The organism is Wolbachia endosymbiont (group A) of Udea olivalis, assembly GCF_964028365.1.
Classification (GTDB): Bacteria; Pseudomonadota; Alphaproteobacteria; order Rickettsiales; family Anaplasmataceae; genus Wolbachia; species Wolbachia pipientis.
Genome location: NZ_OZ034773.1, coordinates 385868 through 411401 on the forward strand (window position 1 = coordinate 385868; position 25534 = coordinate 411401).

At 34.6% G+C, this 25534-nt stretch carries 27 protein-coding genes; 11 read left to right on the top strand and 16 right to left on the bottom strand.

What is annotated here, in order from left to right; all coding sequences use genetic code 11:
* Positions 1-21: 21 nt before the first annotated feature.
* A complete protein-coding gene (gene hemA, locus ABWU32_RS01800; protein WP_174516755.1) occupies positions 22-1224 on the top strand; it encodes a 5-aminolevulinate synthase in 1203 nt (400 codons plus the stop codon).
* On the opposite strand, the gene ABWU32_RS01805 is transcribed toward hemA, so the two are convergent.
* From ABWU32_RS01805 to ABWU32_RS01820, 4 genes are all read right to left on the bottom strand, one after another.
* Positions 1216-1914 (bottom strand): inositol monophosphatase family protein, encoded by a 699-nt coding sequence (locus tag ABWU32_RS01805; protein WP_015589485.1) that lies wholly within the window; start codon positions 1912-1914, stop codon positions 1216-1218. The genes hemA and ABWU32_RS01805 overlap by 9 nt on opposite strands.
* An 8-nt stretch (positions 1915-1922) precedes the next feature.
* A complete protein-coding gene (gene efp / locus ABWU32_RS01810; protein ID WP_012673415.1) occupies positions 1923-2489 on the bottom strand; it encodes an elongation factor P in 567 nt (188 codons plus the stop codon).
* Positions 2490-2551: 62 nt separating this feature from the next.
* Entirely contained in the window at positions 2552-3058 is a 507-nt protein-coding gene (gene rimM, locus ABWU32_RS01815) for a ribosome maturation factor RimM (RefSeq protein ID WP_015589486.1), read from the bottom strand.
* Positions 3059-3073: 15 nt separating this feature from the next.
* On the bottom strand, positions 3074-4249 hold the full coding sequence (locus tag ABWU32_RS01820; RefSeq protein WP_015589487.1) for an aspartate aminotransferase family protein: 1176 nt from the start codon (positions 4247-4249) through the stop codon (positions 3074-3076).
* 66 nt (positions 4250-4315) lie between these two features.
* Here ABWU32_RS01820 and ABWU32_RS01825 point away from each other — a divergent pair, with 66 nt between their 5' ends.
* From ABWU32_RS01825 to recF, 3 genes are all read left to right on the top strand, one after another.
* Complete coding sequence (locus ABWU32_RS01825; protein ID WP_015589488.1) at positions 4316-5743, top strand: sensor histidine kinase; 1428 nt, start codon at positions 4316-4318, stop codon at positions 5741-5743.
* Positions 5744-5927: 184 nt separating this feature from the next.
* Complete coding sequence (bcp, locus tag ABWU32_RS01830; protein WP_015589489.1) at positions 5928-6395, top strand: thioredoxin-dependent thiol peroxidase; 468 nt, start codon at positions 5928-5930, stop codon at positions 6393-6395.
* Positions 6396-6411: 16 nt separating this feature from the next.
* A complete protein-coding gene (recF, locus tag ABWU32_RS01835) occupies positions 6412-7491 on the top strand; it encodes a DNA replication/repair protein RecF (RefSeq protein WP_015589490.1) in 1080 nt (359 codons plus the stop codon).
* Positions 7492-8300: 809 nt separating this feature from the next.
* On the opposite strand, the gene ABWU32_RS01840 is transcribed toward recF, so the two are convergent.
* The 3 genes from ABWU32_RS01840 to ABWU32_RS01850 all read right to left on the bottom strand — a co-directional run bounded on the left by ABWU32_RS01840 (position 8301) and on the right by ABWU32_RS01850 (position 9526).
* On the bottom strand, positions 8301-8621 hold the full coding sequence (locus ABWU32_RS01840; protein ID WP_012673416.1) for a TrbC/VirB2 family protein: 321 nt from the start codon (positions 8619-8621) through the stop codon (positions 8301-8303).
* A gap of 207 nt (positions 8622-8828) precedes the next feature.
* Positions 8829-9185, bottom strand: a complete 357-nt coding sequence (locus ABWU32_RS01845) for a TrbC/VirB2 family protein (protein WP_015589491.1) — start codon at positions 9183-9185, stop codon at positions 8829-8831.
* Positions 9186-9205: 20 nt separating this feature from the next.
* The gene (locus tag ABWU32_RS01850) at positions 9206-9526 is read right to left on the bottom strand and encodes a TrbC/VirB2 family protein (protein WP_015589492.1); all 321 of its coding nucleotides are present in this window, start codon (positions 9524-9526) and stop codon (positions 9206-9208) included.
* 135 nt (positions 9527-9661) lie between these two features.
* Between ABWU32_RS01850 and ABWU32_RS01855 the strand changes: the two genes are divergently transcribed.
* The 5 genes from ABWU32_RS01855 to ABWU32_RS01875 all read left to right on the top strand — a co-directional run bounded on the left by ABWU32_RS01855 (position 9662) and on the right by ABWU32_RS01875 (position 16090).
* A complete protein-coding gene (locus tag ABWU32_RS01855) occupies positions 9662-10477 on the top strand; it encodes a YihY/virulence factor BrkB family protein (RefSeq protein ID WP_015589493.1) in 816 nt (271 codons plus the stop codon).
* Complete coding sequence (locus ABWU32_RS01860) at positions 10464-11219, top strand: SDR family oxidoreductase (RefSeq protein ID WP_353278719.1); 756 nt, start codon at positions 10464-10466, stop codon at positions 11217-11219. The genes ABWU32_RS01855 and ABWU32_RS01860 overlap by 14 nt, the downstream gene beginning before the upstream one ends.
* Before the next feature lie 444 nt (positions 11220-11663).
* On the top strand, positions 11664-15119 hold the full coding sequence (gene carB / locus ABWU32_RS01865; protein WP_265027918.1) for a carbamoyl-phosphate synthase large subunit: 3456 nt from the start codon (positions 11664-11666) through the stop codon (positions 15117-15119).
* A gap of 376 nt (positions 15120-15495) precedes the next feature.
* Positions 15496-15756, top strand: coding sequence for an IS110 family transposase (locus ABWU32_RS01870; RefSeq protein WP_010082049.1), 261 nt, complete (start codon positions 15496-15498; stop codon positions 15754-15756).
* On the top strand, positions 15707-16090 hold the full coding sequence (locus tag ABWU32_RS01875; protein WP_227738574.1) for a hypothetical protein: 384 nt from the start codon (positions 15707-15709) through the stop codon (positions 16088-16090). Before ABWU32_RS01870 ends, ABWU32_RS01875 begins: the two co-directional genes overlap by 50 nt.
* 175 nt (positions 16091-16265) lie before the next feature.
* Here ABWU32_RS01875 and ABWU32_RS01880 read toward each other — a convergent pair whose 3' ends face one another.
* The 9 genes from ABWU32_RS01880 to ABWU32_RS01920 form a co-directional block, all read right to left on the bottom strand.
* Complete coding sequence (locus ABWU32_RS01880) at positions 16266-17246, bottom strand: SGNH/GDSL hydrolase family protein (protein WP_010082050.1); 981 nt, start codon at positions 17244-17246, stop codon at positions 16266-16268.
* 140 nt (positions 17247-17386) lie between these two features.
* Positions 17387-19339 carry an RNA polymerase sigma factor RpoD gene (gene rpoD / locus ABWU32_RS01885; RefSeq protein ID WP_265027919.1) on the bottom strand — a complete coding sequence of 651 codons (1953 nt, stop codon included), beginning with the start codon at positions 19337-19339 and terminating at the stop codon, positions 17387-17389.
* A gap of 138 nt (positions 19340-19477) precedes the next feature.
* Positions 19478-19789 carry a cation:proton antiporter subunit C gene (locus tag ABWU32_RS01890; RefSeq protein ID WP_006279706.1) on the bottom strand — a complete coding sequence of 104 codons (312 nt, stop codon included), beginning with the start codon at positions 19787-19789 and terminating at the stop codon, positions 19478-19480.
* Positions 19786-20205: a Na(+)/H(+) antiporter subunit B gene (locus ABWU32_RS01895; RefSeq protein WP_006279705.1), complete on the bottom strand. Its 420-nt coding sequence runs from the start codon at positions 20203-20205 to the stop codon at positions 19786-19788. The genes ABWU32_RS01890 and ABWU32_RS01895 overlap by 4 nt, the downstream gene beginning before the upstream one ends.
* The gene (locus tag ABWU32_RS01900) at positions 20198-20725 is read right to left on the bottom strand and encodes a DUF4040 domain-containing protein (protein ID WP_353278722.1); all 528 of its coding nucleotides are present in this window, start codon (positions 20723-20725) and stop codon (positions 20198-20200) included. Before ABWU32_RS01900 ends, ABWU32_RS01895 begins: the two co-directional genes overlap by 8 nt.
* A gap of 1 nt (position 20726) precedes the next feature.
* Positions 20727-21014, bottom strand: coding sequence for a monovalent cation/H(+) antiporter subunit G (mnhG, locus tag ABWU32_RS01905; RefSeq protein ID WP_006279703.1), 288 nt, complete (start codon positions 21012-21014; stop codon positions 20727-20729).
* 6 nt (positions 21015-21020) lie between these two features.
* Positions 21021-21266: a monovalent cation/H+ antiporter complex subunit F gene (locus ABWU32_RS01910; RefSeq protein WP_007548527.1), complete on the bottom strand. Its 246-nt coding sequence runs from the start codon at positions 21264-21266 to the stop codon at positions 21021-21023.
* A gap of 28 nt (positions 21267-21294) precedes the next feature.
* Entirely contained in the window at positions 21295-21702 is a 408-nt protein-coding gene (rpoZ, locus tag ABWU32_RS01915; protein ID WP_007548528.1) for a DNA-directed RNA polymerase subunit omega, read from the bottom strand.
* Between the two features lie 60 nt (positions 21703-21762).
* Complete coding sequence (locus ABWU32_RS01920; protein ID WP_012673420.1) at positions 21763-22059, bottom strand: helix-turn-helix domain-containing protein; 297 nt, start codon at positions 22057-22059, stop codon at positions 21763-21765.
* A gap of 436 nt (positions 22060-22495) precedes the next feature.
* Between ABWU32_RS01920 and purE the strand changes: the two genes are divergently transcribed.
* Positions 22496-22987 carry a 5-(carboxyamino)imidazole ribonucleotide mutase gene (purE, locus tag ABWU32_RS01925; protein WP_015589499.1) on the top strand — a complete coding sequence of 164 codons (492 nt, stop codon included), beginning with the start codon at positions 22496-22498 and terminating at the stop codon, positions 22985-22987.
* A gap of 7 nt (positions 22988-22994) precedes the next feature.
* Positions 22995-24812: a DNA mismatch repair endonuclease MutL gene (gene mutL / locus ABWU32_RS01930; RefSeq protein WP_141456850.1), complete on the top strand. Its 1818-nt coding sequence runs from the start codon at positions 22995-22997 to the stop codon at positions 24810-24812.
* Positions 24813-25534 lie beyond the last annotated feature (722 nt).

Sequence of the window (25534 nt, forward strand, 5' to 3'; positions counted from 1 at the left end):
TAATTATCGGTAAATAAGGACTTGGTAAACTACGAAGAAATATTCTTGAATAAAATAAAAGATATAAAAGATGAGGGGCGCTACCGTGAATTTACGCACTTTGCGTCATTGCCAGGTAGGCTCCCCCACATTATGGACTATGAAAGAAATAGGGAAGTAATCGTCTGGTGCAGTAATAACTATTTGGGAATGTCACAAAATGAGAGTGTAATTGCCGCTATCCAAAATTCATCTGTTGGTGCTGGAGGAACAAGAAATATATCTGGTACAACAAAAGAGGTTGTCGAACTTGAAAAATCCTTAGCTTGTTTGCATAAAAAAGAGGCTGCTTTAACTTTTGCTTGTGGCTACCTCGCTAACCAGACAACACTTAGCACTTTATCGTCTGTTATTCCGGGCGTAGTAATTTTTTCAGACGAGAAGAACCATTCTTCGATGATAGAAGGCATAAAATCAGGAAAAAGGCCAAAACATATATTTAAACACAATGATGTTAATCATCTAGAGCAGCTACTTAAGTCTATAGACAAAAAGACACCAAAAATCATAGTACTTGAATCCGTATATTCAATGGATGGTGATGTAGCTCCGCTTAAAGAAATATGCGACCTGGCAGATCAACATAATGCAATTACCTATTTGGATGAGGTGCACGCAGTTGGTATGTATGGTTCACATGGTGGTGGAATTGCAGAAAGAGAAGGCCTGATGGATAGAATAACCGTTATTCAAGGTACACTATCGAAGGCTTTTGGAGTGATGGGTGGGTATATCGCGTCTTCAAAGAGCTTGGTAGATGTAATAAGAAGTTCCGCTCCAGGATTTATTTTTACCACTGCTATGTCGCCTGTTTTAGCAGCGGCAGCAAAGGCAAGCGTTGAACACCTAAAATCAAGCAACATTGAAAGGGAAAAGCAAAAGCAAGTCGTTGAAAAAGTAAAAAACTCACTGAGAAATGCAGGAATTAACTTCATTTTAACAGAAACTCATATAATTCCAATAATAATTGGCGACCCAGAGTTATCCAAAAAAGCATCAAAATTATTATTTGATGAGTATGGAATATACGTTCAACATATAAATTACCCGACAGTTCCAAGAGGAACTGAGCGTTTCCGTATTACCCCTACACCTTATCATACCGATGAAATGATAGAACATTTGACAGAATCTCTTGTAAAAGTTCTCGAAAAGTTGTCTATCTCTGTAGCTTGTTTATCCTAATTTAATATCGCCAGCAATAATCAATCCGTTGTCTTCCGTTAGCCTTCCACCGCTTTCTTGTAGAAAAAGTCTACCGAGCAAGGTTTTATATTTGTTAACTCTAGAGTAAACTATTCCTCTGTGCCTTCCTGCCGCAAGGTATGCAAAGCCTAAAATTGTTGAACCGATGGAGCGTACACTACTATTGCCAGGCAGCAATTTATTTAACAAATTACCACTTACATCTATTAGACCCCCTTCACGGCTTTTCACCCGCATTTTTATATGACGAGATCTAAAGTCCTCAAGAAAAGCACCTTTCTTTTCTTCTGCCCAAAAAGTTTCTCTAAGAGCCGGAGCATCAATTACAGCCGCCACAACTTTATTTTTATGAATGAGACAGACTGATACTGCAAAATAAACCATACAACTGGAAAAGTTCTCCCTGCCCTCTATAGGCATAATAAACCAGGTATAAGTGTCATCTTTTACTTCTTGATCAGTATCATCTTCGGAAATAAACCCATAGTCTCGTTTGTAGTCGTGCAAGCAATCGTATATGGTTTGCTTGGATTTTGAATAAGTTTTATTGATAAAGTCTGCTGATTTAACATTAGAGATTTGTAATTCATTAAAATCGCGCATAAGCTGCCTGGAAGCACTACGCACAGAATCAAGCATCACATTAATTCGTGGTGATGAGATGGACATTCTTCTTTTTACTCTTTCACTCTTTCATAATAGCTGTCATCTGGAGTATATACTACAATTTTATCCTCTTCTTTTATAAACTGAGGCACGTTAACGCGCATTCCGTTTTCCAAAATTGCAGGCTTATAAGAAGCAGTAGCAGTTTGTCCTTTAATAACAGACTCTGTTTCTTTCACAGCAAGTGTAACATAATCAGGCACATGCGCAGAAATTATTTTGTCTTGATAAGCTACAACTTTAATTTTCATGTTATCCTGTAAATAAATTTTTTTTTCTCCCAATAAGTCCAAATTTATAGTGATTTGCTCGTAATTACTTGGATGCATAAGATTTACAATGTTTCCTTCAGTGAAAAGGTAAACATATTCCTCTTCATCTAAAATTGCCCTTCTGATTGTTGCATCAGAACGAAATCTTTCATAGTGTTTTGCTCCGGTTTTGATGTTTTTCATTTCGGCTTGTATGTATGCACCACCTTTACCAGGTTGAGTATGCATAATACCTACAACCAAAAATAATCCGCCGTTATGTTCCAACACCTGACCTGGTCTGATATCGTTAGCTCTTTCTGCCATAATTACATTTTCAATTTGATCTTATAATTATAAATAGCTTTATATAAATATCAAAGTCTTTATTAGTCAATAAATTCTGGTATATTTAATACTATATACCTCCCCTTTATATTTATATGTGGAAATATCTCTTTAGTGAAAGACAGCATAATACGTTTTTTTGTGCTGATAACTAAAATTTCTAATATATCCCCTGAGCCAAAATTATACACAGATTTTACATTGCCATATAATTCATTACTTTCCAGCCTTACTTCCATATCTACAAGGTCACTTTGATAAAATTCATCCTCATCATTTAGCTCTGGTAACTTGCTTCTTTCTATATATAGCTTCTTATTCCTCAAAAGCTCTGCTTCATTACGGGAATTTACTCCACTTATTGTAGCTATTACTAAATTATCACCTATGATGGATACTGAGTCTATTTTATAATTCTCATCACCACTTATTAGCTCACCATATAAGGAGATATTTTTGGGCTTTTCGGTGAAAGTTTTTAATTTAACAGCTCCTTTAATTCCGTGAGGAGAGGTAATAATTCCTAAGCATACCAGATTGTCGTTCATATTAATATCAAGCATCTAATCAGAAGATTTCTCAGATAAATATTGAGCCAGAATCTCAATTCCTTCATCAATCTCTTTTTCAGTGATAATTAGTGGAGGTAAAATTCTCACAACGTTATCTGATGTTACTCCAACAGTGAGTAAACCACGATGACTTAACTCTTCTGCAAATTTTTGATTGTCTGCTTTCACTTTTATTCCAAGCATTAACCCTTTCCCTCTCACTTCTTCTATTATTGGAAATTTACTTGCTAAGTCTTCTAATTTATTTTTTAAATACTTACCTCTAATTTCAACATTTTTCAAAAAGCCAGGACTGAGCAATTCTTCGAACACAGCATTACCTACTGAGGTTGCAAGCGGATTGCCACCAAAAGTGGAACCGTGCATACCAACTGCCATGTATTTAGCAGCATTTTCAGTCGCAAGACAAGCCCCTAGCGGAAACCCGCCGCCTATTCCCTTTGCAAGAGCACATATATCAGGTTCCACTCCTATATGTTCGTATGCAAATAATTTTCCTGTCCTACCAGCACCGCATTGCACGCAATCAAAAAATAACAATATGTCATTTTCATCACACAGCTTTCTTAGTTCTTTCATAAAGACTTCATTCATTACTTTGATACCACCTTGCCCTTGTATTGGTTCTATTAATATAACGCCTATATCACTTGAAATTGCTTTCTTTACACTCTCAATATTGGGCTCGATATTATCACACCAATCAATACAGGGACTCAGTAATTCAGAAAATTTCTGTTTATCGTTTGCAGCACAAGTTAGGAAGGTTCTTCCATGAAATGCACCATGGAATGTTAAAATTCTGTGACGGTTTTTATTGCCTTTTCCGTTTTGATAGACCCTAGCAATCTTAAGCCCACATTCTACTGCCTCTGATCCAGAATTTGAGAAAAATACAGTGTCAGCGAAACTATTGTTTATTAATTTTTCTGCAAAATTATTGGCAGCAGGTATATTATAGGTATTTGATATATGCCATAATTTTTCTCCTTGCAATTTAAGAGCACTAATTAATCGCGAATTAGTGTGACCTAAGCTACTAACGGCTATTCCGGAGTGAAAATCTACGTAGCGCTTACCGTCAATATCATACAAGTAAATATCTTTACCATAAGAAAAATTTATGTTAATAGGAGAATAAACTGGCAAAATAGGAGAAATTGTCATAAAATATTATATGCTAAATTTTATTATTAATAACATAAAAGCCGTTGTTTCGCAATGAGTAAGGATATGTATAAGATAGGTAAATTAATGTTTTCTGCACTGGGAAAAAACAAATACACAAAAGTTATCGCATTATTCTCATCAATTTTTATGATTTTATTCAGTGTGATATATTGTAATTATTTACTAAGGAGTAATTTCCTTTCTTCTTACCGTGATTCAAGTGTAAACTTAAAAAGTGTATTAGAAAATGGTATAATAAAAAAATACCATTATTTACTAATAGAAAAGCATCACATTAAATACAAAAATTTTGACTACATAAACCAACTAGTAAAACTGCGTGCTGAATTATTACAATCAGTGAGCAAAGTAAAGGATTTCAGCTTAATACTGTATGATCAAAACGGCAGAATAATATTCAGTAATTTTAACACTCAAGATTATGATTATGAACAGTTACTTACAAACGATGAAATTGATAAATTATTAAGTAACCAAGAAATACTTTATACTACAGGAAATACATTAACTTCTATTTTCCCTATATTCCATGAAAATAGCGCTAAGCCGTCGTTTTTTTTGAAGATTCTTCGAAGCTACAATAATTCTTATGTTATAGCATATGGCCTATTTTTAATATTTTTAGGCTTATTATTAATAATTTTAATATTAATAATGTTCTATTTGCACTTTTCTAATACCAAAATGCTGGCCAAGCAACATAAAACTAACATTGAATTACAGCAGATAAAAGAGGCATTAGAGCAAGAAAATGCAAACAAGCTAAAGTTTTTTGCAAGCGTTACACATGAATTACGCACACCTCTTAATGCTATTATTGGATTTGCAGAGTTGATCAAAAATGAAACTTTAGGTTCAATGGATAACTCTCAATACAAGGAGTATGCAGACGATATATATAATGCAGGGACACACTTACTTGCCTTAATTAATGATGTGCTCGATTTTTCTAAAGCTGAATCAAGTAGTTTAACAGTAGAAAAAGTGAAGTTTAACCTGAACAAAATAATAGATTCATGCGTAAATATGCTATTACCTAAATTAAAAGAAGCAGGGATTAATTTAAAAAAAGAGATGACTAATAAACAATTATTAGTCATTGCAGATTCCAAGAGAATGAAACAAGTTATAATAAATTTATTATCAAACTCAATCAAGTTTACTCCTAAAGATGGTTTAATAAGAATGGTGATAAAAGAAAATATAGAAAAAAACTTATTAACCATTGAGTTTCATGACAATGGAATAGGAATAATGCAGCAGGATATATATAAAGTTATGTCTGTTTTTGGCCAAGCAGATTCGGGATATAGAAACGAAGGTACGGGCATCGGATTACCGCTAAGCAAGAAATTAGTAGAGTTAATGGGTGGAACTTTTGACATTAAAAGTGAAGCGAAACTTGGTACTACGATAACATTGAACTTCTTTTATGAAGAACAAACATGTGAAGATTCGATTGATTTTTAATAGGATCTATTTGATATGGCCTTACATCAGACGAAAACCACACTTTATCAAAAGCGGCAAGCCGAGAAGGCAGTTATCAATAAGCCCCCTATCAAGAATCTTATCTGTGTTAGCTATATATAAAATTTGATACTCTGACTACAATATACTACTATAGATAGAAGCGTTATTAATGGAGCAAGGTATGGAGTTAGTAGTAGGAAATAATGCACCTGATTTTAGTTTACCAACAGATTCTGGTGAAAATTTATCACTGAGTGAATTTTTTGATAAAAAAAATGTAGCTCTTTATTTTTATCCTAAAGACGATACTCCGGGTTGTACGATGGAAGCAAAAGGCTTTAGAGATAAAATAGATGATTTTTCTTCCCTTGACACAGTGATAATTGGTGTATCAAAAGATAGTGTTAAGTGCCACACTAACTTCAAAGCAAAATACTCTCTGCCGTTTTCTTTAGTTTCTGATGAGAATGCTGAAATGTTGGGAAAATATGGTGTTTGGGTAGAGAAAAGTATGTTTGGCAAAAAGTATATGGGAATAGAACGCACTACTTTTTTAATAGATAAAAAAGGTAAAATAGTGAAGATCTGGAAAAATGTAAAAGTTAGTGGACATGTTGATGAGGTTCTGGAAGAAGTAAAGAGAATATAAACTAAAGAATAGGTTAATGGCTACCCATTGCTACATAAAAAAGCTGAAATTACATAATTTTCGTAGCCACTCAAACTTTGAACTGGATTCAGATGATAGCTCAGTTGTAATAACTGGCGAAAATGGTATTGGTAAAACTAATATACTTGAAGCAATCTCGTTGCTTGCTAAAAGCAATGGAATGAAAAAAGCAAAAGCCAGTGAGATACAAAATAGATTCAGTAATGAAGATTGGGTAGTGCACTATGATTTTTTTAATGGAACGGATTTTAATTCAATTGGTATCGCAAAGAGTTTTGATAAGAAACTAATACAAATTGATGGAAAAACGCAATCAAGTTATTCATCTCTGTATAAGATATCCAATGTAATATGGCTGATTCCACAAATGGACTATGTTCTTCTTAATTCTCCAAGTGACAGATTAAAATTTTTAGACCGTATAGTTTCACTGTTTGAAGAAAATTACACTTGCTGCTACATGAAATATAGAAAAGCTAAACATGAGCGAAGTAAACTATTGAGGGAGAACATTTTGAACAAAAACTGGTTCTCTAGTCTTGAAAACATAATGGCCGTTAATGCAGTTAGTATTTTACATATGCGATCGTCTGTTTTAAAAATATTACAAGATACAATTGATAACCATTCCAGTAAGCTTTTTCCGAAGGCAAGTTTGAAATTCAGCAGCCAGCTAACTTTGGACGATACTGCAGAATATTTTCAGAATCGTCTAAAGGAAAACAGAGAAAAAGATTCATTGACTGGTAGAGTAACCCTTGGTGTGCATAACGATAATTTCCGGGTTTTTTGTCAAAAAAGAAACGTACCAATAAATCTGTGCTCCACTGGAGAACAAAAGTTATTACTGCTTTCTATTATTTTATCCAGTGTAAAAGCAAGGTGTATTCATTACAATAAGGCACCACTTCTTCTACTTGATGATATAATGTCTCATCTGGATAAACATTACAGAAAGGCGTTAATGGAGGAAGTGTTAAGTATTCAATGTCAAACTTGGATAACTGATGTAAATCAAGATAATTTCAATAGCTATCTTTATTCTTTCAAGTTTTTTGAATTATCAAATGAATAGTACCTCTTTCAAAGCTCATACAGGCAACTCCCAATTGTAAATTCCGGCAATTAAACCTCAAACCAAAACATTTCTGTTTTTTTTACTTTAAATTAAATGCAAAAGTTACTTTACAAACTTCGCCAGTCCCCTTATCATGAAACTGAAGCTATTTATTTATCTTCGCAATCTCTGCAGTGGATTAATGATAAAAAACTTAATGTATTTGGCGTAAATTATGCTGAATTTTTGCACTATGTGCACCTCATGTCTTTATAAAACTTCTAGGTTTCTACCTATATAAGCTGAAACGCGCTTACAAAGCGTTTAAGATAGCAAAAAACGTCAAATTGACAAGGGAGAATTTGAATGCTAGCCACCCTAGGGTTTCTTTGCCTTTTTTTTCGCTCAGTAAATTTCTTAATGTTTATAATTTAGATTAGTTGCGGCTTAAAAGCAGCTGAATCGCGGTTATTAAGCGTTTAGAATAAAAAAACGCCATACTTGAAAGTATAATGTAAGTAATTAGCCAACCACGGGGCTTCTTTTGCCTTTTTTTTCATTTGGTAAATTTCTTAATATTCATAGCTAAACGACAACCGTTATTCCGCTGCTTGTTAGCTGATGAGATACCGCGAATGAATCGCGGTATGACGGTATGCGGCGGCATGACGATAAGCCTTGTCATTCCAGCGCGTGACGCTGGAATCTAAACTTTAACTGATATGATTACAGAAAGAGAATTTATTAGGTATTCATAGACACTGAAAGTGGTCAGCTTGACCACTTTCAAGTAAAGAAAACTACGTTTGTGCCTCCAATAATTTCTATTACTTATCCGCTACTGCACCGTCTTTACAAATCACACCTCCTGGTGTTATTTTTGAAACGACTACAGGAGCGCCAAAAAACACAGCAGTGAATGCACCGAGTGCAAAAAGCGCTGGCCACGGCATTCTACCGAATATTGCAAGCAACGCTGCACCAATTATCACTATTGTGATCATTGGTCCACCTATGCCATGAGTATAGCCTATTATCTTGCATATCACTGATGATGTTGTATCACTTGTATCAACAAAAGCATCTGCAGCATTTGCATCAAACGCAAAGGAGAAAATTAAAACCGCAAGTAGAAGAAAATTTTTCATTATACCCTCCAATCATTTCTGTCCTAAGTTAGATTATTCTGCAATTTGAGTAAATGGTAAGGGTTCTAGTAAATTTGTCATCCTATCAGTTTATAAAAATTCCCGGATCTCAGTGTTATTCACTTGGACAACATTTATACAATTGTGGAATAATGGTGCTCCTTTAAGAAGCACCGTTTAGCTAATGCTTTTCTAAATCTGCAGCGCCTATTTTTTACACGCTCCTGTACTTGTATCCCAGTTGGTACCATCAGGGCAAGCAGTTGCACCATTTTTACAAATCACACCGCCTGGTACTATTTTTGAAACAACTACAGGTGCACCAAAAAACACAGCAGTAAATGCACCGAGTGCAAAAAGCGCTGGCCACGGCATTCTGCCAAATATTGCAAGCAATGCTGCACCAATTATTACTATTGTGATCATCGGTCCACCTATGCCGTGAGTATAGCCTACTATTTTGCATATTGTGTTTGACGTTGCGTCATCAGTAACACTGCTAGCAAAAACATTATCAAATGCAAAGGAGATAACTAAAGCCACAAGTAAAAGAAAATTTTTCATTATGCCTCCAATAATTTCTATTACTTATCCGCTACTGCACCGTCTTTACAAATCACACCTCCTGGTGTTATTTTTGAAACGACTACAGGAGCGCCAAAAAACACAGCAGTGAACGCACCGAGTGCAAAAAGCGCTGGCCATGGCATTCTGCCGAATATCGCAAGCAAAGCTGCACCAATTATCACTATTGTGATCATCGGTCCGCCTATGCCGTGAGTATAGCCTATTATCTTGCATATCACCGATGATGTTGTATCATTTTTATCAACAAAAGTATTTGCAGCATTTGCATCAAATGCAAAGGAGAGAATTAAAGCCACAAGTAGAAGAAAATTTTTCATTACGCCTCCGATAATTTCTATTTAATGCTGGATTATCCTTCACTTTGATTAAATTTAAGTAAATGGTGAGGATTTTTTGCTTAAAAGTATCCTTTATTTCATTTAGAATACTTTTCTTGGTTCGTCTATATTACAGTGCTACAGAAATTTTACAGCATCGTTTATTGCCTTTATCGTGCTTTGATTGACACAATTCATAATGATGGAGTGGAGCATGCAGGGTATTTATCATTTTTAATTCTGTTATCAATATTTCCTTTTCTCATCGTTTTAATGGCTGTGGCGTCAACATTCGCAAATTTTTTAGACCAGTACAACATTGGCTGGGTATTTATCATTGATAACATGCCACAGGATATTTTATCATCTTTGATGCCGCGTATTAGGGAGATAATATCAGGCCCGCCGCAAAGCTTACTAACTTTAGCAATTGTAGGTGCTGTTTGGACCGCTTCATCGACAATTGAAGGGCTTAGAACAATACTCAATAAGGCCTATAAAGTTCCGGTTTCGCCGCCTTATATATTAAGAAGAGTACTAAGTATATTACAATTTTTAGTAATCACGCTTATTATAACTCTAACTATAGTGTTTTCTACACTAGTACCAATGCTAATTGATTTTTCCTATCAGGTGCTAAGTTATACTAGGTATTTACTTATTGAATTTGTACTTTTCACAGTAGTCTCTTGGCTATATTTTATGTTACCAAACATAAAACAAAATTTATCAGACGTATTTCCTGGATCTTGTGTAGCTGTTATTCTTTGGACGATTTCTGCTTCAGCTTTTAAGCAATACTTAAAAGCTTCCTTTGACCAACTGGATTTGATATATGGAAGTTTAGGTGGTGTGGTAGTGTCATTACTATTTTTTTATATGCTAAGTTTGATTTTTATATATGGAGCAAAATTCAATTTTCAGCTAAAATATTTCAATGGATCTCGCTAAGGAGAAAGAAATGGGTAAGTTAGAAGGTAAAGTAGCTTTAATCACCGGAGCTTCAGGTGGAATAGGCTCTGCTGTTGCAAAAAGGTTTATAAGAGAAGGTGCATGTGTGATTCTGATTTCAAGATCTCTTGATAATCTCAAGCCACTATATAATGAAATTGAAGAGCTTGAAGAATTTAAAGAAGGCTCTGTGAAACTAATTCAGCTTGATCTTTTAGACTTTGAGAATGTAAAGATACTGACAAACATGATAGAAAGCCTGAAATTATCAGAATCTGGAGCACTTGATATATTAGTTGTGTGTGCTGGAATTTTAGGCAAACTGAACCCCATTCATGACTGTGAGATTGAAGAGCTACAGAACGTAATGAATACAAATTTTACTGCCAATTGGTACTTACTAAAAAACTTAGATCCAATGCTAAAAAAGTCTAATGCTGGAAGAGCGATATTCATGACCTCAGAAGTGACACTTTCTCCTTCCTCTTATCCATATTGGATGCCGTATGCTGCAAGTAAAGTTGCACTAGAAATAATGGTGCAGATATATGCATCTGAGACAAAACATACAAAATTATGTGTAAATGCTGTATACACGGAAGGACCTGTGGGTAGTGAGCAGGCATTTCCTGGATCTGAATTGGTGTCACCTGATAAACTAACAGATAAATTTGTGGAATTAGCTTCTGAAGACTGCGGCATATCAGGAAAAATCTTACCGCTTAGCAAATCTCCCAAATAAATTACCATAGTATCTGCAAAGATACCGTTAAGCCCACAACTGTATGAACATTGTGATTTGAGAGTAATCTCCACTAGGAAGGATGTCATCCCAGTGCCTCTATGGTGTCATTCCAGTGCTTGACACTGGAATCTAGTCTTTATTATGCAGCCACTTATTTAAAGTTAAGTTTTCTGGATCCCAGACTGGGATGACACCTCTGGGCACTGCCGTCATAAAGGAACCAGTGTCAGCTACTTGAATGACATCATTTGCTGTGCAATTTACCTTCAAAAATGAATGTTTGTACAGCTGTGTGTCAAGCACTGGAATCTGCCACGCAAATTGCAATGTTCGTACAGTTATGCGTCAAGCCTAAAAGTAATTAGCTAATAGGTTTAATAAAAATTCACATATACAGGAAAGATTGGTAACATTACTTGAATAGAGACCGTTATTGTAATTATGCCGAAACGCACAGATATAGAATCTATATTAGTAATAGGAGCAGGCCCAATAGTTATAGGTCAGGCATGCGAGTTTGATTATTCCGGAACGCAAAGCTGTAAAGTATTAAAAAGCGAAGGTTATAAAGTCATTTTGGTTAACTCCAACCCCGCAACTATAATGACAGATCCTGAGTTTTCTGATGCGACGTATATTGAGCCGGTACTGCCTGAAATCATAGAGAAAATTATAATTAAGGAGAGGCCAGACGCAATATTGCCAACAATGGGCGGGCAAACAGCGCTCAATTGTGCAATAAAACTTGCAGATGATGGAGTGTTAGACAAATACAACGTAGAATTAATAGGGGTAAATAGAGAAGCAATAAAAAAAGCAGAGGATAGAGAGTTATTCCGCCAATCCATGGATAAAATAGGACTGAAATACCCCAAAAGTATCATTATAAAAAATCAAGAACAAATAAAAAAGGCTTTGGATTACGTTGGATTACCAGCAATCATTCGTTCATCATTCACTCTTGGTGGTGCAGGTAGTGGCATAGCATATAATAAAGAGGAGTTTTTCAATATCGCAGAAAGTGCTCTCAAAATTTCGCCAATAAATGAAGTTCAGATAGATGAATCAATTATCGGCTGGAAAGAGTATGAAATGGAAGTTATCCGCGATTGTAAAGATAACTGCATAATAGTCTGTTCGATAGAAAATGTTGATCCGATGGGAGTGCACACCGGAGATAGTATTACGGTTGCTCCTGCTTTGACTCTGCGTGATGCTGAATATCAACAAATGAGAAATGCATCTATAGCAGTGCTGAGAGAAATTGATGTTAGTGCCGGCGGTGCAAATGTTCAGTTTGCAGTAAATCCTAAAGAAGATGGAAGCCTCGTTGTAATTGAAATGAATCCAAGGGTTTCTCGCTCTTCTGCACTTGCTTCGAAAGCAACAGGCTATCCTATTGCAAAAGTTGTAACCAAACTTGCTATCGGCTATTCGCTCGATGAAATACGTAACGACTGCGCTCCAATAATACCAGCAGCATTCGAACCAGTGATTGATTATATCGTCACTAAAATTCCTCGATTTGAGTTTGAGAAATTTAAGGGGAAGAATTGTGAATTATCAACCTCCATGAAATCAGTGGGAGAAGTGATGTCTATAGGCCGCACTTTTAATGAGTCACTACAGAAAGCTTTCCGTTCACTTGAAACTGATTTTACAGGACTTGATGAAGTATTTCCTGAGAACATTGATATTGATCACATAAAATCTCAATTAGCAAAATTGCTACCAAACAGATTACTGATTGCTGCTGACGCAATGCGCCACGGAATTAGCATAGAAGAAATAAATTCGATTACAGGATATGACTTATGGTTTCTGCAAAATATACAGCAAATCATCTTGGCTGAACAAAAAATCAAGGAAAACGGCCTTCCTGAGACTGCATATGAAATGTTAGAGATGAAAAAAATGGGATTTTCAGATGCAAGATTAGCAAAGTTAAGTAATAGACCTACCTCTGTCATTCCAGTACCCTCTAATGTCATCCCAGTGCGTGACACTGGGATCCAGCCAGCGTTACACGCTGGAGATCGAGTAAAACAAATCGAAGAAATAAGAAAAAAATTTGGCATTAAACAAGTTTATAAACGCGTAGACACCTGTGCAGCTGAATTTGAATCGAGCACTGCTTATATGTATGGCTGCTATGAGGGTGATGTTGAAAATAAAACGGAATGTGAGGCGAATATTTCTGACCGAGAAAAGGTTGTCATTTTAGGAAGTGGTCCAAATCGCATTGGTCAAGGTATTGAGTTTGATTATGCATGCGTACATGCAGCTTCTGCCGCCAAAGAAATGGGGTATGAAACAATAATGATCAACTGTAATCCCGAAACTGTCTCAACTGACTACGATACCGCTGATCGTTTATATTTTGCACCACTCATTGCAGAGGATGTGCTTGAAATACTAAGTAAAGAGCAAGAAAATGGCACACTGGTTGGTGTAATAGTTCAAATAGGCGGTCAAACACCTTTAAAGTTAGCCAAAGTGCTTAACGAGAGAGGTTTCAAAATTCTGGGAACTTCGTTTGATTCTATTGACCTTGCAGAAGATCGCATGAGATTTAAAAATCTTGCTTTGCAACTTAATTTAAAACAACCTGAAAATTCTATCTGCCATTCAGTAGAAGAAGCGTTAACCAACGCAGAAAAGGTGGGGTTTCCACTAGTAGTCAGGCCATCATATGTCCTCGGCGGTCAGTCTATGTCGATTAGACACGATACTCAGAGCTTCAAAGAGTATGTCTTGAATCAAACCAAAATTTTTGAACACGGATCGCTGCTTCTTGATAAATTTTTAGTCAATGCAGTTGAGGTTGACGTTGATGCTGTATGTGATGGGGAAAAAGTTTTCATTGCAGCGGTCATGGAGCACATTGAAGAAGCTGGTATCCACTCTGGCGATTCAACATGCTCAATACCGACAAATACATTGAGTGACGAAGTAATAAAAGAGATTAAGCTACAAACTGAAAGAATAGCATTAGCATTAAAAGTGAAAGGTCTGATAAACATTCAGTTTGCTGTTCAAGAGAATAGACCTCTTGCAGAACCTGTTTGTGATGAGAAATCTTTAGGAAAAGTGCAGATGAGCACCACAGAATACTCGAATGTATTTGAGGAGCGCAGACAAGCTTTGACGACAAAATTGCCTTCAGAAATCGAGTTATGCAAGAGGTCTAGTGATGTATACATACTTGAAGTGAATTTAAGGGCTAGTCGCACAGTTCCTTTTATTTCCAAGGTAATCAATATTCCTATTGCAAAGCTTGCCACTCAGGTTATTTTGGGTAAAAAATTGAATCAGGAAAACAAGCCTTTCAATCATTTTGCAGTTAAAGCTGCTGTTTTTCCATTTACCCGCTTTGCAGGAGTGGATACTTTACTTGGTCCTGAAATGAAATCAACAGGAGAAGTGATGGGAATCGACTCATCTTTCGAAGCTGCACTTGCAAAAGTGCACATGGCTGCAGGATACAAGTTACCAACAGAAGGAGCAGCTCTGGTTTCAGTAAAAGATGATGATAAAGAGTATATATTGCCTGTTGTACGAATGTTGAAAGAACTGAGTTTTGAAATATATGCCACCAAAGGCACAGCTTCGTATCTGAACAATAACGGCATTGCTGCACAAGCTGTAAATAAAGTAAGAGAAGGCAGACCCCACATAGTTGATATGCTCAAAGATGGAAAAATAAATCTAGTGATCAATACCTCAAAAGGTGTGAAATCAGTTTCAGATAGCAAAGATATCAGGAGAACTGCTATTTTGCAAAATATAGCTTACAGTACCACAGCTTCTGGGAGTAAAGCGTTAGTGCTTGCAATTCAATATGTAAAGAATAGCAAATTGGAAGTGAAATCATTACAGCAGATACAAAACGGTTAAATATTAAAACTAGAATAATTCACTCTCAAAATGCTAAAGAGAACATAATAAAAAGATGGAAATTTTGAAGGAAATAGTATACCTAAAGAATCAACTAGCGTAATTGAACAGCCAAATGCTACAACGAATACTCCACAATCTTACCTAGAGGACACTTCCCTTATATGTTAAGAACAAGTCTTTATAAATATCAAAGTAGTGATATTAAAGACACACAGAGAAGAGGAACCGTCACGCCCCTTGATTATAAGAATCGTTGTTCAGCAAGGTTCTCTTCTCTGGTTTATTATACTGAAAGTTCCGAACAACTGATTGAGCTTTTAGGCTCGTATATAAGGCTGGAAAATGCAGTATATGTTATTATTACGGAGGAATTATGAATTCATCAAACATTATTGCTGGCATTGATGTTAGCAAAAGTAAATTAGATCTCCACATTCACCCACTTGAGCATTATAAAATATTTGAAAACAATGTACAATCCATTGATGAAATGCTGGACTTTTTACGTTTGCATAATGTAACCAAAATTGGTCTTGAGGCAACTGGTGGATACGAAAAATTATGTGCCTATACTTTACTAAGCAATGGTTTTGAAGTGTACGTCATTCAACCAAGGTGGGAGAGACTATGCTAAAAGCCTTGGTATTACTACAAAAACTGATAAAATAGACTGCAGTATCATCTCACGTTATATTAATAATACAGATATGCGTGTTACTCCTTTAACAGTTAGTAATGGTAATATTGATTGCTTGAAACAAAAATTATCTCGTAGAAACCAACTTGTAGAAATAGCAAAAATACAAAAAACCCAAATCCAACAGGTAACTGATACATCTATAATCAAACAAATAGAGGAACTTCTTGCAATTTTACGTAATCAAATTAAAACTTTAGAAGATGAAATGATTACATTTATCGATCAAAACCAAGAGCTTAAAAGAAAATATATATCAATAACTATATAGTAGCGGGATGACGGTTTTTCAAATTGTCGGTAAATCTAAGTCAGTTTAGCTATAGGCAGCAATTTTCTGTATTTATTTTAAATTGAAGAAAGCTCAAATGAAAGATCGTGTTTTGCTAAAAATCACAGAATGCAGTCTGGTTACTATTTAAAAGGATATGTTCAAAAAAACTGTGTCAAATCAACTCATACACTTCATTACCAACTTCATGATGAAGTTCCGCAGTTGGATGGAAATAATCAAAAAAGAAATAATCCTTTAGTGTTTCTTTGCTACACCCAGGGTTATAGTGAACGTCAAGTTCCCCTTTAAATATCAACTTTAAGAGTATTTTTATATTTTCTTTAAATCTCCCAACTTGGTCTGCAATGTTCGATGTGCATGCATCTTGACAATTTAAACCTTTGCTCTTGTATTCGCTAAACATACTTCTCATTTTAGAGTTAAGATCAAATGCTTTTATTTCAAGATTTGTACTTTTCTTCATATAATCTAAGCCTTTAGCCAGTTTTGCATTGAAACTCTCCGTGAGCTTTGTAGCTAGTTCCCTTGCTTCTTCATCTCTATTAAAAGCTGGTATTGAGCCAACTTCAGGTGCATTTGCAACAACTACATGCTTAACACCATGTTCATTTAGAACCTTAAGTGCATTACATATTTCACTCACTGCTTGTTCCAACACTTCTTCCGCTTTAGTATCGTCATAAGCAGTGGCAACCATAACATCATTTCCGCCGATTATGATGCAAAATAAATCTTCTTTACCTATATCTGGATGATGTTTAATTACCGCATCTAGCTGGTTAGCTAAACGAAATTTATTGAAGAAATAAGAAAAAATAGGGTCAAAAATTTCAGATGCTGTTGCATATGAAACTGCGTAATTCTGACCTTGCTGTTCGTGGCATCTCCCAAAAAATGAATAACTCCACCCAGGTTTAAATTCATCTAAATCTAAATATTTTGCTATATATTCAACAGCAGTAGGGCCATTGCTAAAAGATCTTCCTTGATAAAAAGGATCATCAAATTTTACGCTTTTTGCAAAGGATAAATTATTTAAAATTCCAATGATTGCGCCATTATCGGATAAGCTATCACCCAGAACATAAAAATTTCTATACTTTGAATTAGAATTGTCATTTTTGTTTGTCATAATATTTACCGTAGATTAGCATGTTGTTTCATTAGATTCATAGAAAAAGAAAAATAGCGGTGAAATTATACAACTTTGGCCTAACTTGCTCTCCACTTTTTCCGGGCAAAATCAGCTTCTTCTTAACTTGACACGTATACTTAAAAGAACCCTCTAAGTTTTCTAGCACGGCTTGGATGTTTCAACTTGCGCAGTGCTTTTGCCTCTATTTGCCTAATTCTCTCACGTGTTACATTAAAAATTTTTCCTACTTCTTCTAAGGTATGTTCCTTCCCATCTTTACCAAGGCCAAAACGCATTCTTAAAATTCTTTCTTCCTTTGGTGTTAAAGTTGCAAGAACATTGGTTGTAATGCCACGCAAGTCAGCAAGTATTGCAGCATCCTCTGGCCTGGAGACTCGCTTGTCTTCTATACAATCACCAAAGGTACTACTATCATCTTTTCCTGTTGGAGCTTCAAGACTTACTGGATCCCTTGCTATTTTCATAACTTTGCGTATTCTTTCCAGTGGCATTGTCAGTTCTACACTCAATTCCTCTAACGTCGGCTCTCTTCCCATCTCATGAGTCATCTTTCTTAATGCTCTGTTGATTTTACTGATAATTTCCACCATATGAACTGGTATTCTAACTACTTTAGACTGCTCAGGTATTGCTCTAGTGATTGATTGTCTTACCCACCAAGTGCCATAAGTTGAAAATTTATATCCACGTTTGTAATCAAACTTATCCACGGCCTTCATAAGACCAATATTGCCTTCTTGTATCAAATCAAGCAGATCAAGGCCTCTTTTTGAATACTTCTTAGCAATGGAAACTACTAGCCTTAAGTTAGCCTTAATCATTTCTTGCTTTGCTTCAGAGACTTCTCGTTCGTGTTTTTGTATTCTCTTGATTAGCTCCTTAAATTCTTGTACGTTATCTTCCTGTATATGCTGCTTAATACCGTTCAAGGTACTAGCTATATGTTCAGAGTTATCGTCTATAAACCTTAAAAATTTGTTTTTTAATTCACCTGTAAAAGAGGACTGATTTTCATTGATCTTTAAAAGACTTATCTTTTTCAATTCGTGCTTTAAAAGCACGTCATCATAAACTTTATAGAAACTTTCTCTATCGATATCGTATTTTCTAGCCTCAGCAATAAGATTAGCCTCTTCAAGCGTAATGGATCTATTTATCTTATAAAGTTCTTGTGTAATTCTGGCAACAGCAGCATCACTTAACTTAATTTGTAATGCTATAGACCATATTTGATTATACAAATTTTCTAGCTCATTAGAGAAATTTTTAGAATTTTTTCTTAATATCAACGCTTCATTTGTTAAAGTAATTATCTCATCCAATGCAACTATGACCTTTGGCAATAAGTCACTTTCCATTTCAAGAATAGAAACATTTAAATTGACTGAACTTATATCTTCATTATTACCGTCTTTCTCATCATCACTTTTTTTACTATCTTTCTCATCATCACTACAGTACTCAGCATCTTCAGAAACATCCTCAGAATCCTCAACATCTTCAGCACTTTCTTCACTCTCTTCACTTTCTTCTTTGGGTACCACATTAAAATCAGAGTTATAAATTGCATCCAGATCTATAATTTCTCTCAGTAAGAGAGCTCCATTACTTAAATCATCACGCCATACTTTTATCACCTTTAATGTTACTGATGTTTCAATTATTGCACGTAACATGTTATGCTTTTCAGATTCAATTTTTTTTGCTATCTCGATTTCATCTGCCCTTGATAAAAGCTTTACGGAGCTCATGTCTTGTAAATAAATCCTCACTGGATCATCATTTTGTACTAAAGTTGCAGTAACATTTGGCGATGTGTCATCATCATCAAGTTTACTATCATCACTGTTGGAAGGAATATCTTCTTTATCTTCGCTACTTTCAAGCACATTAATTCCGGAATCCTGCAATAAAGATATAGCATCATCTATAAAGTCAGACGAAAAATTTTCATCTGATAATTTATCATTTATATCATCAAAGGTGATAAAACCACCCTTTTTTATACTCTTAGTTACCAGATCTTTGATAATTTTTTTCTTATCTTCTGCATCATTAATAGTTGACATCATTACCTTTATAGTTTATAATTTTATTTCTTATTAACAAACAAACTTACAACGAGCAAGTCTATAATTTTACTTTTAACTTGTGGCTATTTGTTACTTCATATAGTTTAAGATACTGTTAATTTATGTACACTTGTCTTAATCGATTGTTCCATACTTTTCTTCCATTTTTACTGCTATGGATAATCCAACTGAAAATGTTGCAATTCCAACCACTATAGCAGTAAGCATTAAAACATGGGGTATAGGATTGCTATATGAATAAAAATTTGAAACCAATATAGGAGGCAAGGAACTTTTTATATATCCTAGAGATATGTAAAATAACAAAACAGATGCTTGGAAGACGCTTACCCCTATCATTTTCTTGATTAAATTTTTATCGTTTATAATAATATATAAACCTAGCACCATTAATACAATAATAATCGTATAATTATATAAAGTCATTGTTTTTTCCTACGAGCAAAATTTATATATATAATTAACATAGAGGAGCAGACAGTAAATGCTACACCTAATTCCACCAAAAAAATACCTAATTTTTGACCGGTTCTATTATTGGTTAACAAGATATCATAAGATAAAAAATTTTGGCCAAGTAAAGTTGTTGCAACGCCCGTTCCTCCATAAATTAAAATACCTAACACGTTAGTCAATCTAATCACAGAATAAGGTATTGCTTTTAGAGTTGTAGATACACCAAATAGCATTGAATATAATATTATCCCGGAGGCAATAATTATTCCTGCTTGAAAACCTCCACCCGGAGTGTAATCACCGTGAAATTGTATGTATAAACCAAATAAAATGATAAAAGGTATCATCAAAAATGTTACTGCATTTAATATCGGATCTTTAATCATTTTCTTTTTCTTCTTTTAATATCAACGTTATACAAAGCGCAGCAGTAAAAACTACTATAGTTTCTCCAAACGTGTCATAACCACGAAAGCTTGCCAAAATAGCTGTCACTATATTAGGAATACCGGTAGCTTTTTCGGTATTTTCCACATAATAAGGAGCAACATGCAAGTGGATCGGAGCATTGTGGCTGCCAAAATCTGGCAATTGAATCATAAAATATGACAAACATACAGCCAGAAATAACATAAAAAAAAGCGTTATAGGGTTATGAGATAGATTTACTTTATGATTCTTTATCAAGGAGAGTGCTGCAAACGTAAAAACTGTACTGAGCCCCGCACCAACAGAAGCTTCAGTAATTGCAACATCAGGTGCATTCATAATTAAGTATATAAGCGCAATCAGTGAACTAAATACACACATTAGAACAGCAATTACGACTAAATGTCGCGAGAAAACTATAAAAACCGTAACTGTTAGTAACAACAAAAGTAACACTACATTTAATATTTCTAACACCTTAGCCTTCTTTAACAGTTTTTTTCTTAACTTTATAATGAGTGCGCGCTAAAATATAGCTATTAGTTGAGTTAGCTACCCATATTATAAAAATTAATAATACTATTTTAACAGTATTGATTGAAAATCCATTCTGCAAAGCAAAACCAATTAACAATAACGTTGCACCGCTAGAATCTGTAATACCTGCTGCATGTAACCTAGTATAGAAATCAGGAAATCTGATCACCCCTATATTTGAAATAATTATCAAACAAATACCTAAAAATATGAAAATGGATCCTATCATAAATTATCAAAACAACATTAATCTCATTAGTGCTATAGTTGATATAAAGCTAACGCTAGCATACAACAATGCTATATCAATTAAAAAAAAATTATTCAGAATGATTGATATTGCTGTTATAAGTACAACTACTTGCGTTGAGAAATTATTGAACGCTAAAACCTTATTGTACACATCATTTGACTTAGACACTATGCAACACAACATTACACTCATACAGAACAACAGTGTATAGATAGCAATGCAAATCATTTAAAGACTATGTAACTTCAGTAGATTTCTAAACGGATACTTCTTCATCGCCATCTTGATCATTTATTTCATCATCTATTTCACCATCCACTTCATAATCTTGGCTTTCTTGACTTGCATCAAGGTCTGTGTTATCAGAAAAATTTAATAAATTCGCTAGCTTACTTGTATTACTGCTGTAAACATTATTCATATTTCCTTTCATGTATTCCTTGCATCTACCTACCAAAAGGCTAAACAGCTCATGAGTATCCACCTGTTTTCCTGCTATTTCATGTAAGGAAACTATGGTATTTTTATGACCTTTAAACTTAGCTGCTTGAATCGGATTACTTGCCCCTGTATTTAAATCATGTGTTCTTTGACTTGCCAACAGAACCAATTTGAAACGGTTACTTACCCGTTCTATACACTTTTCTACAATAGACTCAGCCATAAGATACTACCTTAATAAGTTTTATACTATATCACAAAAAACAAGTTGTCAACTTTGTATCTATTGCGATTCAACTTCATGTTTTACTTTTTCTGCCTCAGATTTTATTTCTTGGCTTTCTGTCATCGTGATTGTTATCTCATGATCAAGTTTTTTTAGAAATCCTAACAATCGCTCTAAAGAAAAACCATCTATTTTACCATTTTTAATTTGTGATACCTTTGGCTGATCAATACCAAGTTTCTCAGCTGCAAAAGCCTGAGTCCAAGCATTTTTTTCTACAATTTTATTTATTATATAAAGCAACTTTGTTTTTATTCCTGCACTGTCTAAGTTATTTAACGATATTATTTCCATAATTCTTACACTCACATATCAATTAACTTTATTAAATATTATAACATAATATTTAATATACCAAGATATTAATATCATGTAACTTGTCAATAATTATATGATATCAATATTTAAAACTTTAAGTTGATTATATATTAATATTTTTATCAAATTTCTAGTAATTTTAAATTACCATTTTACCATCAGTCTATCTGAAAAAACCATTTATAGAAAGAACAAGCTAAGATTACAAAGCTTGAAATACAAAAATAATTATTTTATAAATTTATCTTACATAAGAAGTTTATATCTCTATATCTTAATATAAATATTTATTTAAATTTTTAAAATTTCTATTTTAACGAGAATTCTATATATTATATTTATAATATAATTTAAATATTTGTTGCTTTTTAGCTGGAACATTATTTAGTTAGTAAGTAAAATTGTGTTGAATATGACAAAAATAAAAAAAGATATTGCTGTTATTATGGGAAGTGAGTCAGATTACACTACTATGGTCCATACCGTCGATATGTTAAAAGCATTAGAAGTTTCACATGACATATTCATAATATCTGCACATAGAACACCAGAAAGGCTCTTCAATTTTGCTAAATCTGCACAAGAAGAAGGTTTTAAGGTTATTATAGCTGGTGCAGGAGGTGCAGCTCATTTACCTGGTATGGTTGCGTCACTAACTTGTTTACCAGTTATCGGCGTTCCTGTGCATAGTAAACAATTAAATGGGCTGGACAGTCTACTCTCTATAGTTCAAATGCCAAAGGGTGTTCCAGTTGCAACCATGTCTATAGGAGAAAATGGAGCATATAATGCTGCCATTACTGCCGTATCTATATTGTCAATTTCCAACAGTGAAATTGCAGGTAGGTTAAAAAAGTGGAGAGAGAAACAGACCAAAGAAGTAAAAGAAAAACCAGTTTCATAATAAATCTATGGCAATAATTCTTTTAGACACAAAAACCATAAACCGTATAGCAGCGGGGGAGGTGATAGAAAGGCCAGCAAGTGTAGTAAAGGAATTAGTGGAAAATGCAATAGATGCTGGAAGTTTAGAAATAGAGATCAAAATAGAAAGTGGTGGGCGTAACCTTATTATTGTGACAGATGATGGTAACGGAGTAGAAAAAAACGATTTAGAACTTGCGTTTATGCGCCATGCTACTTCAAAATTGAGCGACAATGAGTTGATAGAAATCAAGCATCTTGGCTTTAGAGGAGAAGCTCTGCCTTCAATAGCAGCAGTAAGTAGGATAAAATTATCGTCTAAGGCAAGAGAAGCAAATGAAGCATGGTCTATAAGTTATGAGGGTGGAGAGAAAATAGGGGAGCAAACTCCTTACTCTTTATCACAAGGTACACATATTGAAGTACGAGATTTATTTTTTGCCACTCCAAATAGACTAAAATTTCTAAAAACCGAAAGAGCAGAAACTCAAAGCATTGTTGATATTGTAAATAACCTAGCAATGATTAACTATCATATAGGGTTTACTTTCAATTCAGGTAATAAAAAGCTCTTAAAATACGCTAAGCAGACTTCGTTATTTCATAGATTGTGTGAAGTAGAAGAAGAATTTCAGGGCAGTTCTCTGGAGATTAATGAAGAAGAAGACGGCATTAAACTTACGGGACACATCTGTAAACCGACCGTCAATCGTGGTAAGTCAACTCAGATCTATACGTTTGTTAATGGAAGGCCAATCAAAGATAATCTACTTATTGGCGCAGTTAGGTATGCATATCATGATTTTATTCCAAGCGATAGGTATCCTTTCGCAGCGTTACATTTAGAGATACCTTATGATCAAGTAGATGTAAATGTGCATCCAAATAAGTCAGAAGTAAGGTTTCAGAATAAGAAGCTCATATATGAGATAGTGACAAGAGGATTAATTAAAGCATTGTCAAGAAGGATAGGCACCTTTCTAGCGCATGACCAGAAAATGGATTCAACATTGCCAGATCCTTTTGATAAACCTAATGTTCAAAATGAAAGAAGGCCAAGTCCTTTTGAAAATCAACTAATAAAAGAATTTGCTTCTCCAAATGAAAGAGTAAAAAGCTTATCAGAACAGTCAAAATCGTTTGATTATACCGGCATACAGAAATTACCATCACAAGCGGAGACTATGGTTCTAGAAAAAAAGGTGTTAGAGCAAGTTGATTTGATAGAGAGCCACCCGCTCGGGTTTGCACGCTGTCAGGTCTATAATACTTATATTATTGCAGAGGTAAGGGACAAATTGATTATAGTCGATCAGCATGCAGCCCACGAGAGATTAGTATATGAATGCCTAAAACAAAAATCAAGTATAAAAAGACAAAAACTACTTCTTCCTGAAACGGTTGAAATCAAAAATCAAGCCGGAATGGAGATGATTGAAATCTATAAAGATAAGTTATTTGAAATGGGTTTTGATATTGAAATCAAATCAGAGAATAAAGTGATAGTAAAAGAAATCCCTGCAATTTTGGGAGCAATAGATGTGAAAGAGATGCTAATTAACATAATTGATAGATTAACGGAAATAGAAGATACATTGCCAGTAGAAGATAAAGTGAACAAAATATTGGCCACTATCGCTTGTCATGGATCAATTAGAGCGGGTAGAAAAATGAGGTTAGATGAAATGAATGAGCTGCTGAGACAAATGGAAAAAACCCCATATTCCGGGCAATGCAACCACGGAAGACCAACTTATATAGAAATGAAACTCAGTGATATTGAAAAACTTTTTGAGCGTAGGTAATGAGGTTGCCATAAATATGTAACCTCGTCATCCAAGTAGCTCATAGAAACGGATTAAACGAAAAAACTTCCTTGACAAACTCCGTCAGCCCCCTTATCATGAAAGTGAAGCTATTTATTTATCTTCTCTGTACAGATTAAATGACAAAAAAACTCAACGTATCTGGCGTCTCATGTTTAATTTTTTGTACTATGTGCACTCTATGTCTTTATCAAATTTCTAGGTTTTTACCTATACAAGCTGAAATACGCTTATAAAGCATTTAAAACATCAAAAAACGCCAACTTAAAAAATGGATAGTGAATAATTAGCTACCCTAGGGTTTCTTTTGCCTTTTTTTCTGTTTAGTAAATTTCTTAAACATTTATGACTAAAGGTTAGTTGCATTAAAAAGCAGCTAAATCGAGGTTATTAAGCGTTTAGAATAAAAAAACGCCATACTTGAAAGTATAATGTAAGTAATTAGCCAACCACGGGGCTTCTTTTGCCTTTTTTTTATTTGGTAAATTTCTTAATATTTATAGCTAAACGACAATCGTCATCCCGCTACGTGTTAGCGGGATCTATGCTTTGAGATACCGCGAATGAATCGCGGTATGACGGTTCGTGGCGGCGTGACGATAAGCTCGTCATCCCGCTGCTTGTTAGCGGGATCTATGTTAAGGTATGACGGTTAAGTAAGGGATCTATGCTTTGAGATACCGCGAATGAATCGCGGTATG

Bases quoted from the DNA above. Each gene is read 5' to 3' on its own strand.
- ABWU32_RS01805 (WP_015589485.1), bottom strand. From the start codon at position 1,914: ATGTCCATCTCATCACCACGAATTAATGTGATGCTTGATTCTGTGCGT.
- efp (WP_012673415.1), bottom strand. From the start codon at position 2,489: ATGGCAGAAAGAGCTAACGATATCAGACCAGGTCAGGTGTTGGAACAT.
- rimM (WP_015589486.1), bottom strand. From the start codon at position 3,058: ATGAACGACAATCTGGTATGCTTAGGAATTATTACCTCTCCTCACGGA.
- ABWU32_RS01820 (WP_015589487.1), bottom strand. From the start codon at position 4,249: ATGACAATTTCTCCTATTTTGCCAGTTTATTCTCCTATTAACATAAAT.
- ABWU32_RS01825 (WP_015589488.1), top strand. From the start codon at position 4,316: ATGTATAAGATAGGTAAATTAATGTTTTCTGCACTGGGAAAAAACAAA.
- bcp (WP_015589489.1), top strand. From the start codon at position 5,928: ATGGAGTTAGTAGTAGGAAATAATGCACCTGATTTTAGTTTACCAACA.
- recF (WP_015589490.1), top strand. From the start codon at position 6,412: ATGGCTACCCATTGCTACATAAAAAAGCTGAAATTACATAATTTTCGT.
- ABWU32_RS01840 (WP_012673416.1), bottom strand. From the start codon at position 8,621: ATGAAAAATTTTCTTCTACTTGCGGTTTTAATTTTCTCCTTTGCGTTT.
- ABWU32_RS01845 (WP_015589491.1), bottom strand. From the start codon at position 9,185: ATGAAAAATTTTCTTTTACTTGTGGCTTTAGTTATCTCCTTTGCATTT.
- ABWU32_RS01850 (WP_015589492.1), bottom strand. From the start codon at position 9,526: ATGAAAAATTTTCTTCTACTTGTGGCTTTAATTCTCTCCTTTGCATTT.
- ABWU32_RS01860 (WP_353278719.1), top strand. From the start codon at position 10,464: ATGGATCTCGCTAAGGAGAAAGAAATGGGTAAGTTAGAAGGTAAAGTA.
- carB (WP_265027918.1), top strand. From the start codon at position 11,664: ATGCCGAAACGCACAGATATAGAATCTATATTAGTAATAGGAGCAGGC.
- ABWU32_RS01870 (WP_010082049.1), top strand. From the start codon at position 15,496: ATGAATTCATCAAACATTATTGCTGGCATTGATGTTAGCAAAAGTAAA.
- ABWU32_RS01875 (WP_227738574.1), top strand. From the start codon at position 15,707: ATGGTTTTGAAGTGTACGTCATTCAACCAAGGTGGGAGAGACTATGCT.
- ABWU32_RS01880 (WP_010082050.1), bottom strand. From the start codon at position 17,246: ATGACAAACAAAAATGACAATTCTAATTCAAAGTATAGAAATTTTTAT.
- rpoD (WP_265027919.1), bottom strand. From the start codon at position 19,339: ATGTCAACTATTAATGATGCAGAAGATAAGAAAAAAATTATCAAAGAT.
- ABWU32_RS01890 (WP_006279706.1), bottom strand. From the start codon at position 19,789: ATGACTTTATATAATTATACGATTATTATTGTATTAATGGTGCTAGGT.
- ABWU32_RS01895 (WP_006279705.1), bottom strand. From the start codon at position 20,205: ATGATTAAAGATCCGATATTAAATGCAGTAACATTTTTGATGATACCT.
- mnhG (WP_006279703.1), bottom strand. From the start codon at position 21,014: ATGATAGGATCCATTTTCATATTTTTAGGTATTTGTTTGATAATTATT.
- ABWU32_RS01910 (WP_007548527.1), bottom strand. From the start codon at position 21,266: ATGATTTGCATTGCTATCTATACACTGTTGTTCTGTATGAGTGTAATG.
- rpoZ (WP_007548528.1), bottom strand. From the start codon at position 21,702: ATGGCTGAGTCTATTGTAGAAAAGTGTATAGAACGGGTAAGTAACCGT.
- ABWU32_RS01920 (WP_012673420.1), bottom strand. From the start codon at position 22,059: ATGGAAATAATATCGTTAAATAACTTAGACAGTGCAGGAATAAAAACA.
- purE (WP_015589499.1), top strand. From the start codon at position 22,496: ATGACAAAAATAAAAAAAGATATTGCTGTTATTATGGGAAGTGAGTCA.
- mutL (WP_141456850.1), top strand. From the start codon at position 22,995: ATGGCAATAATTCTTTTAGACACAAAAACCATAAACCGTATAGCAGCG.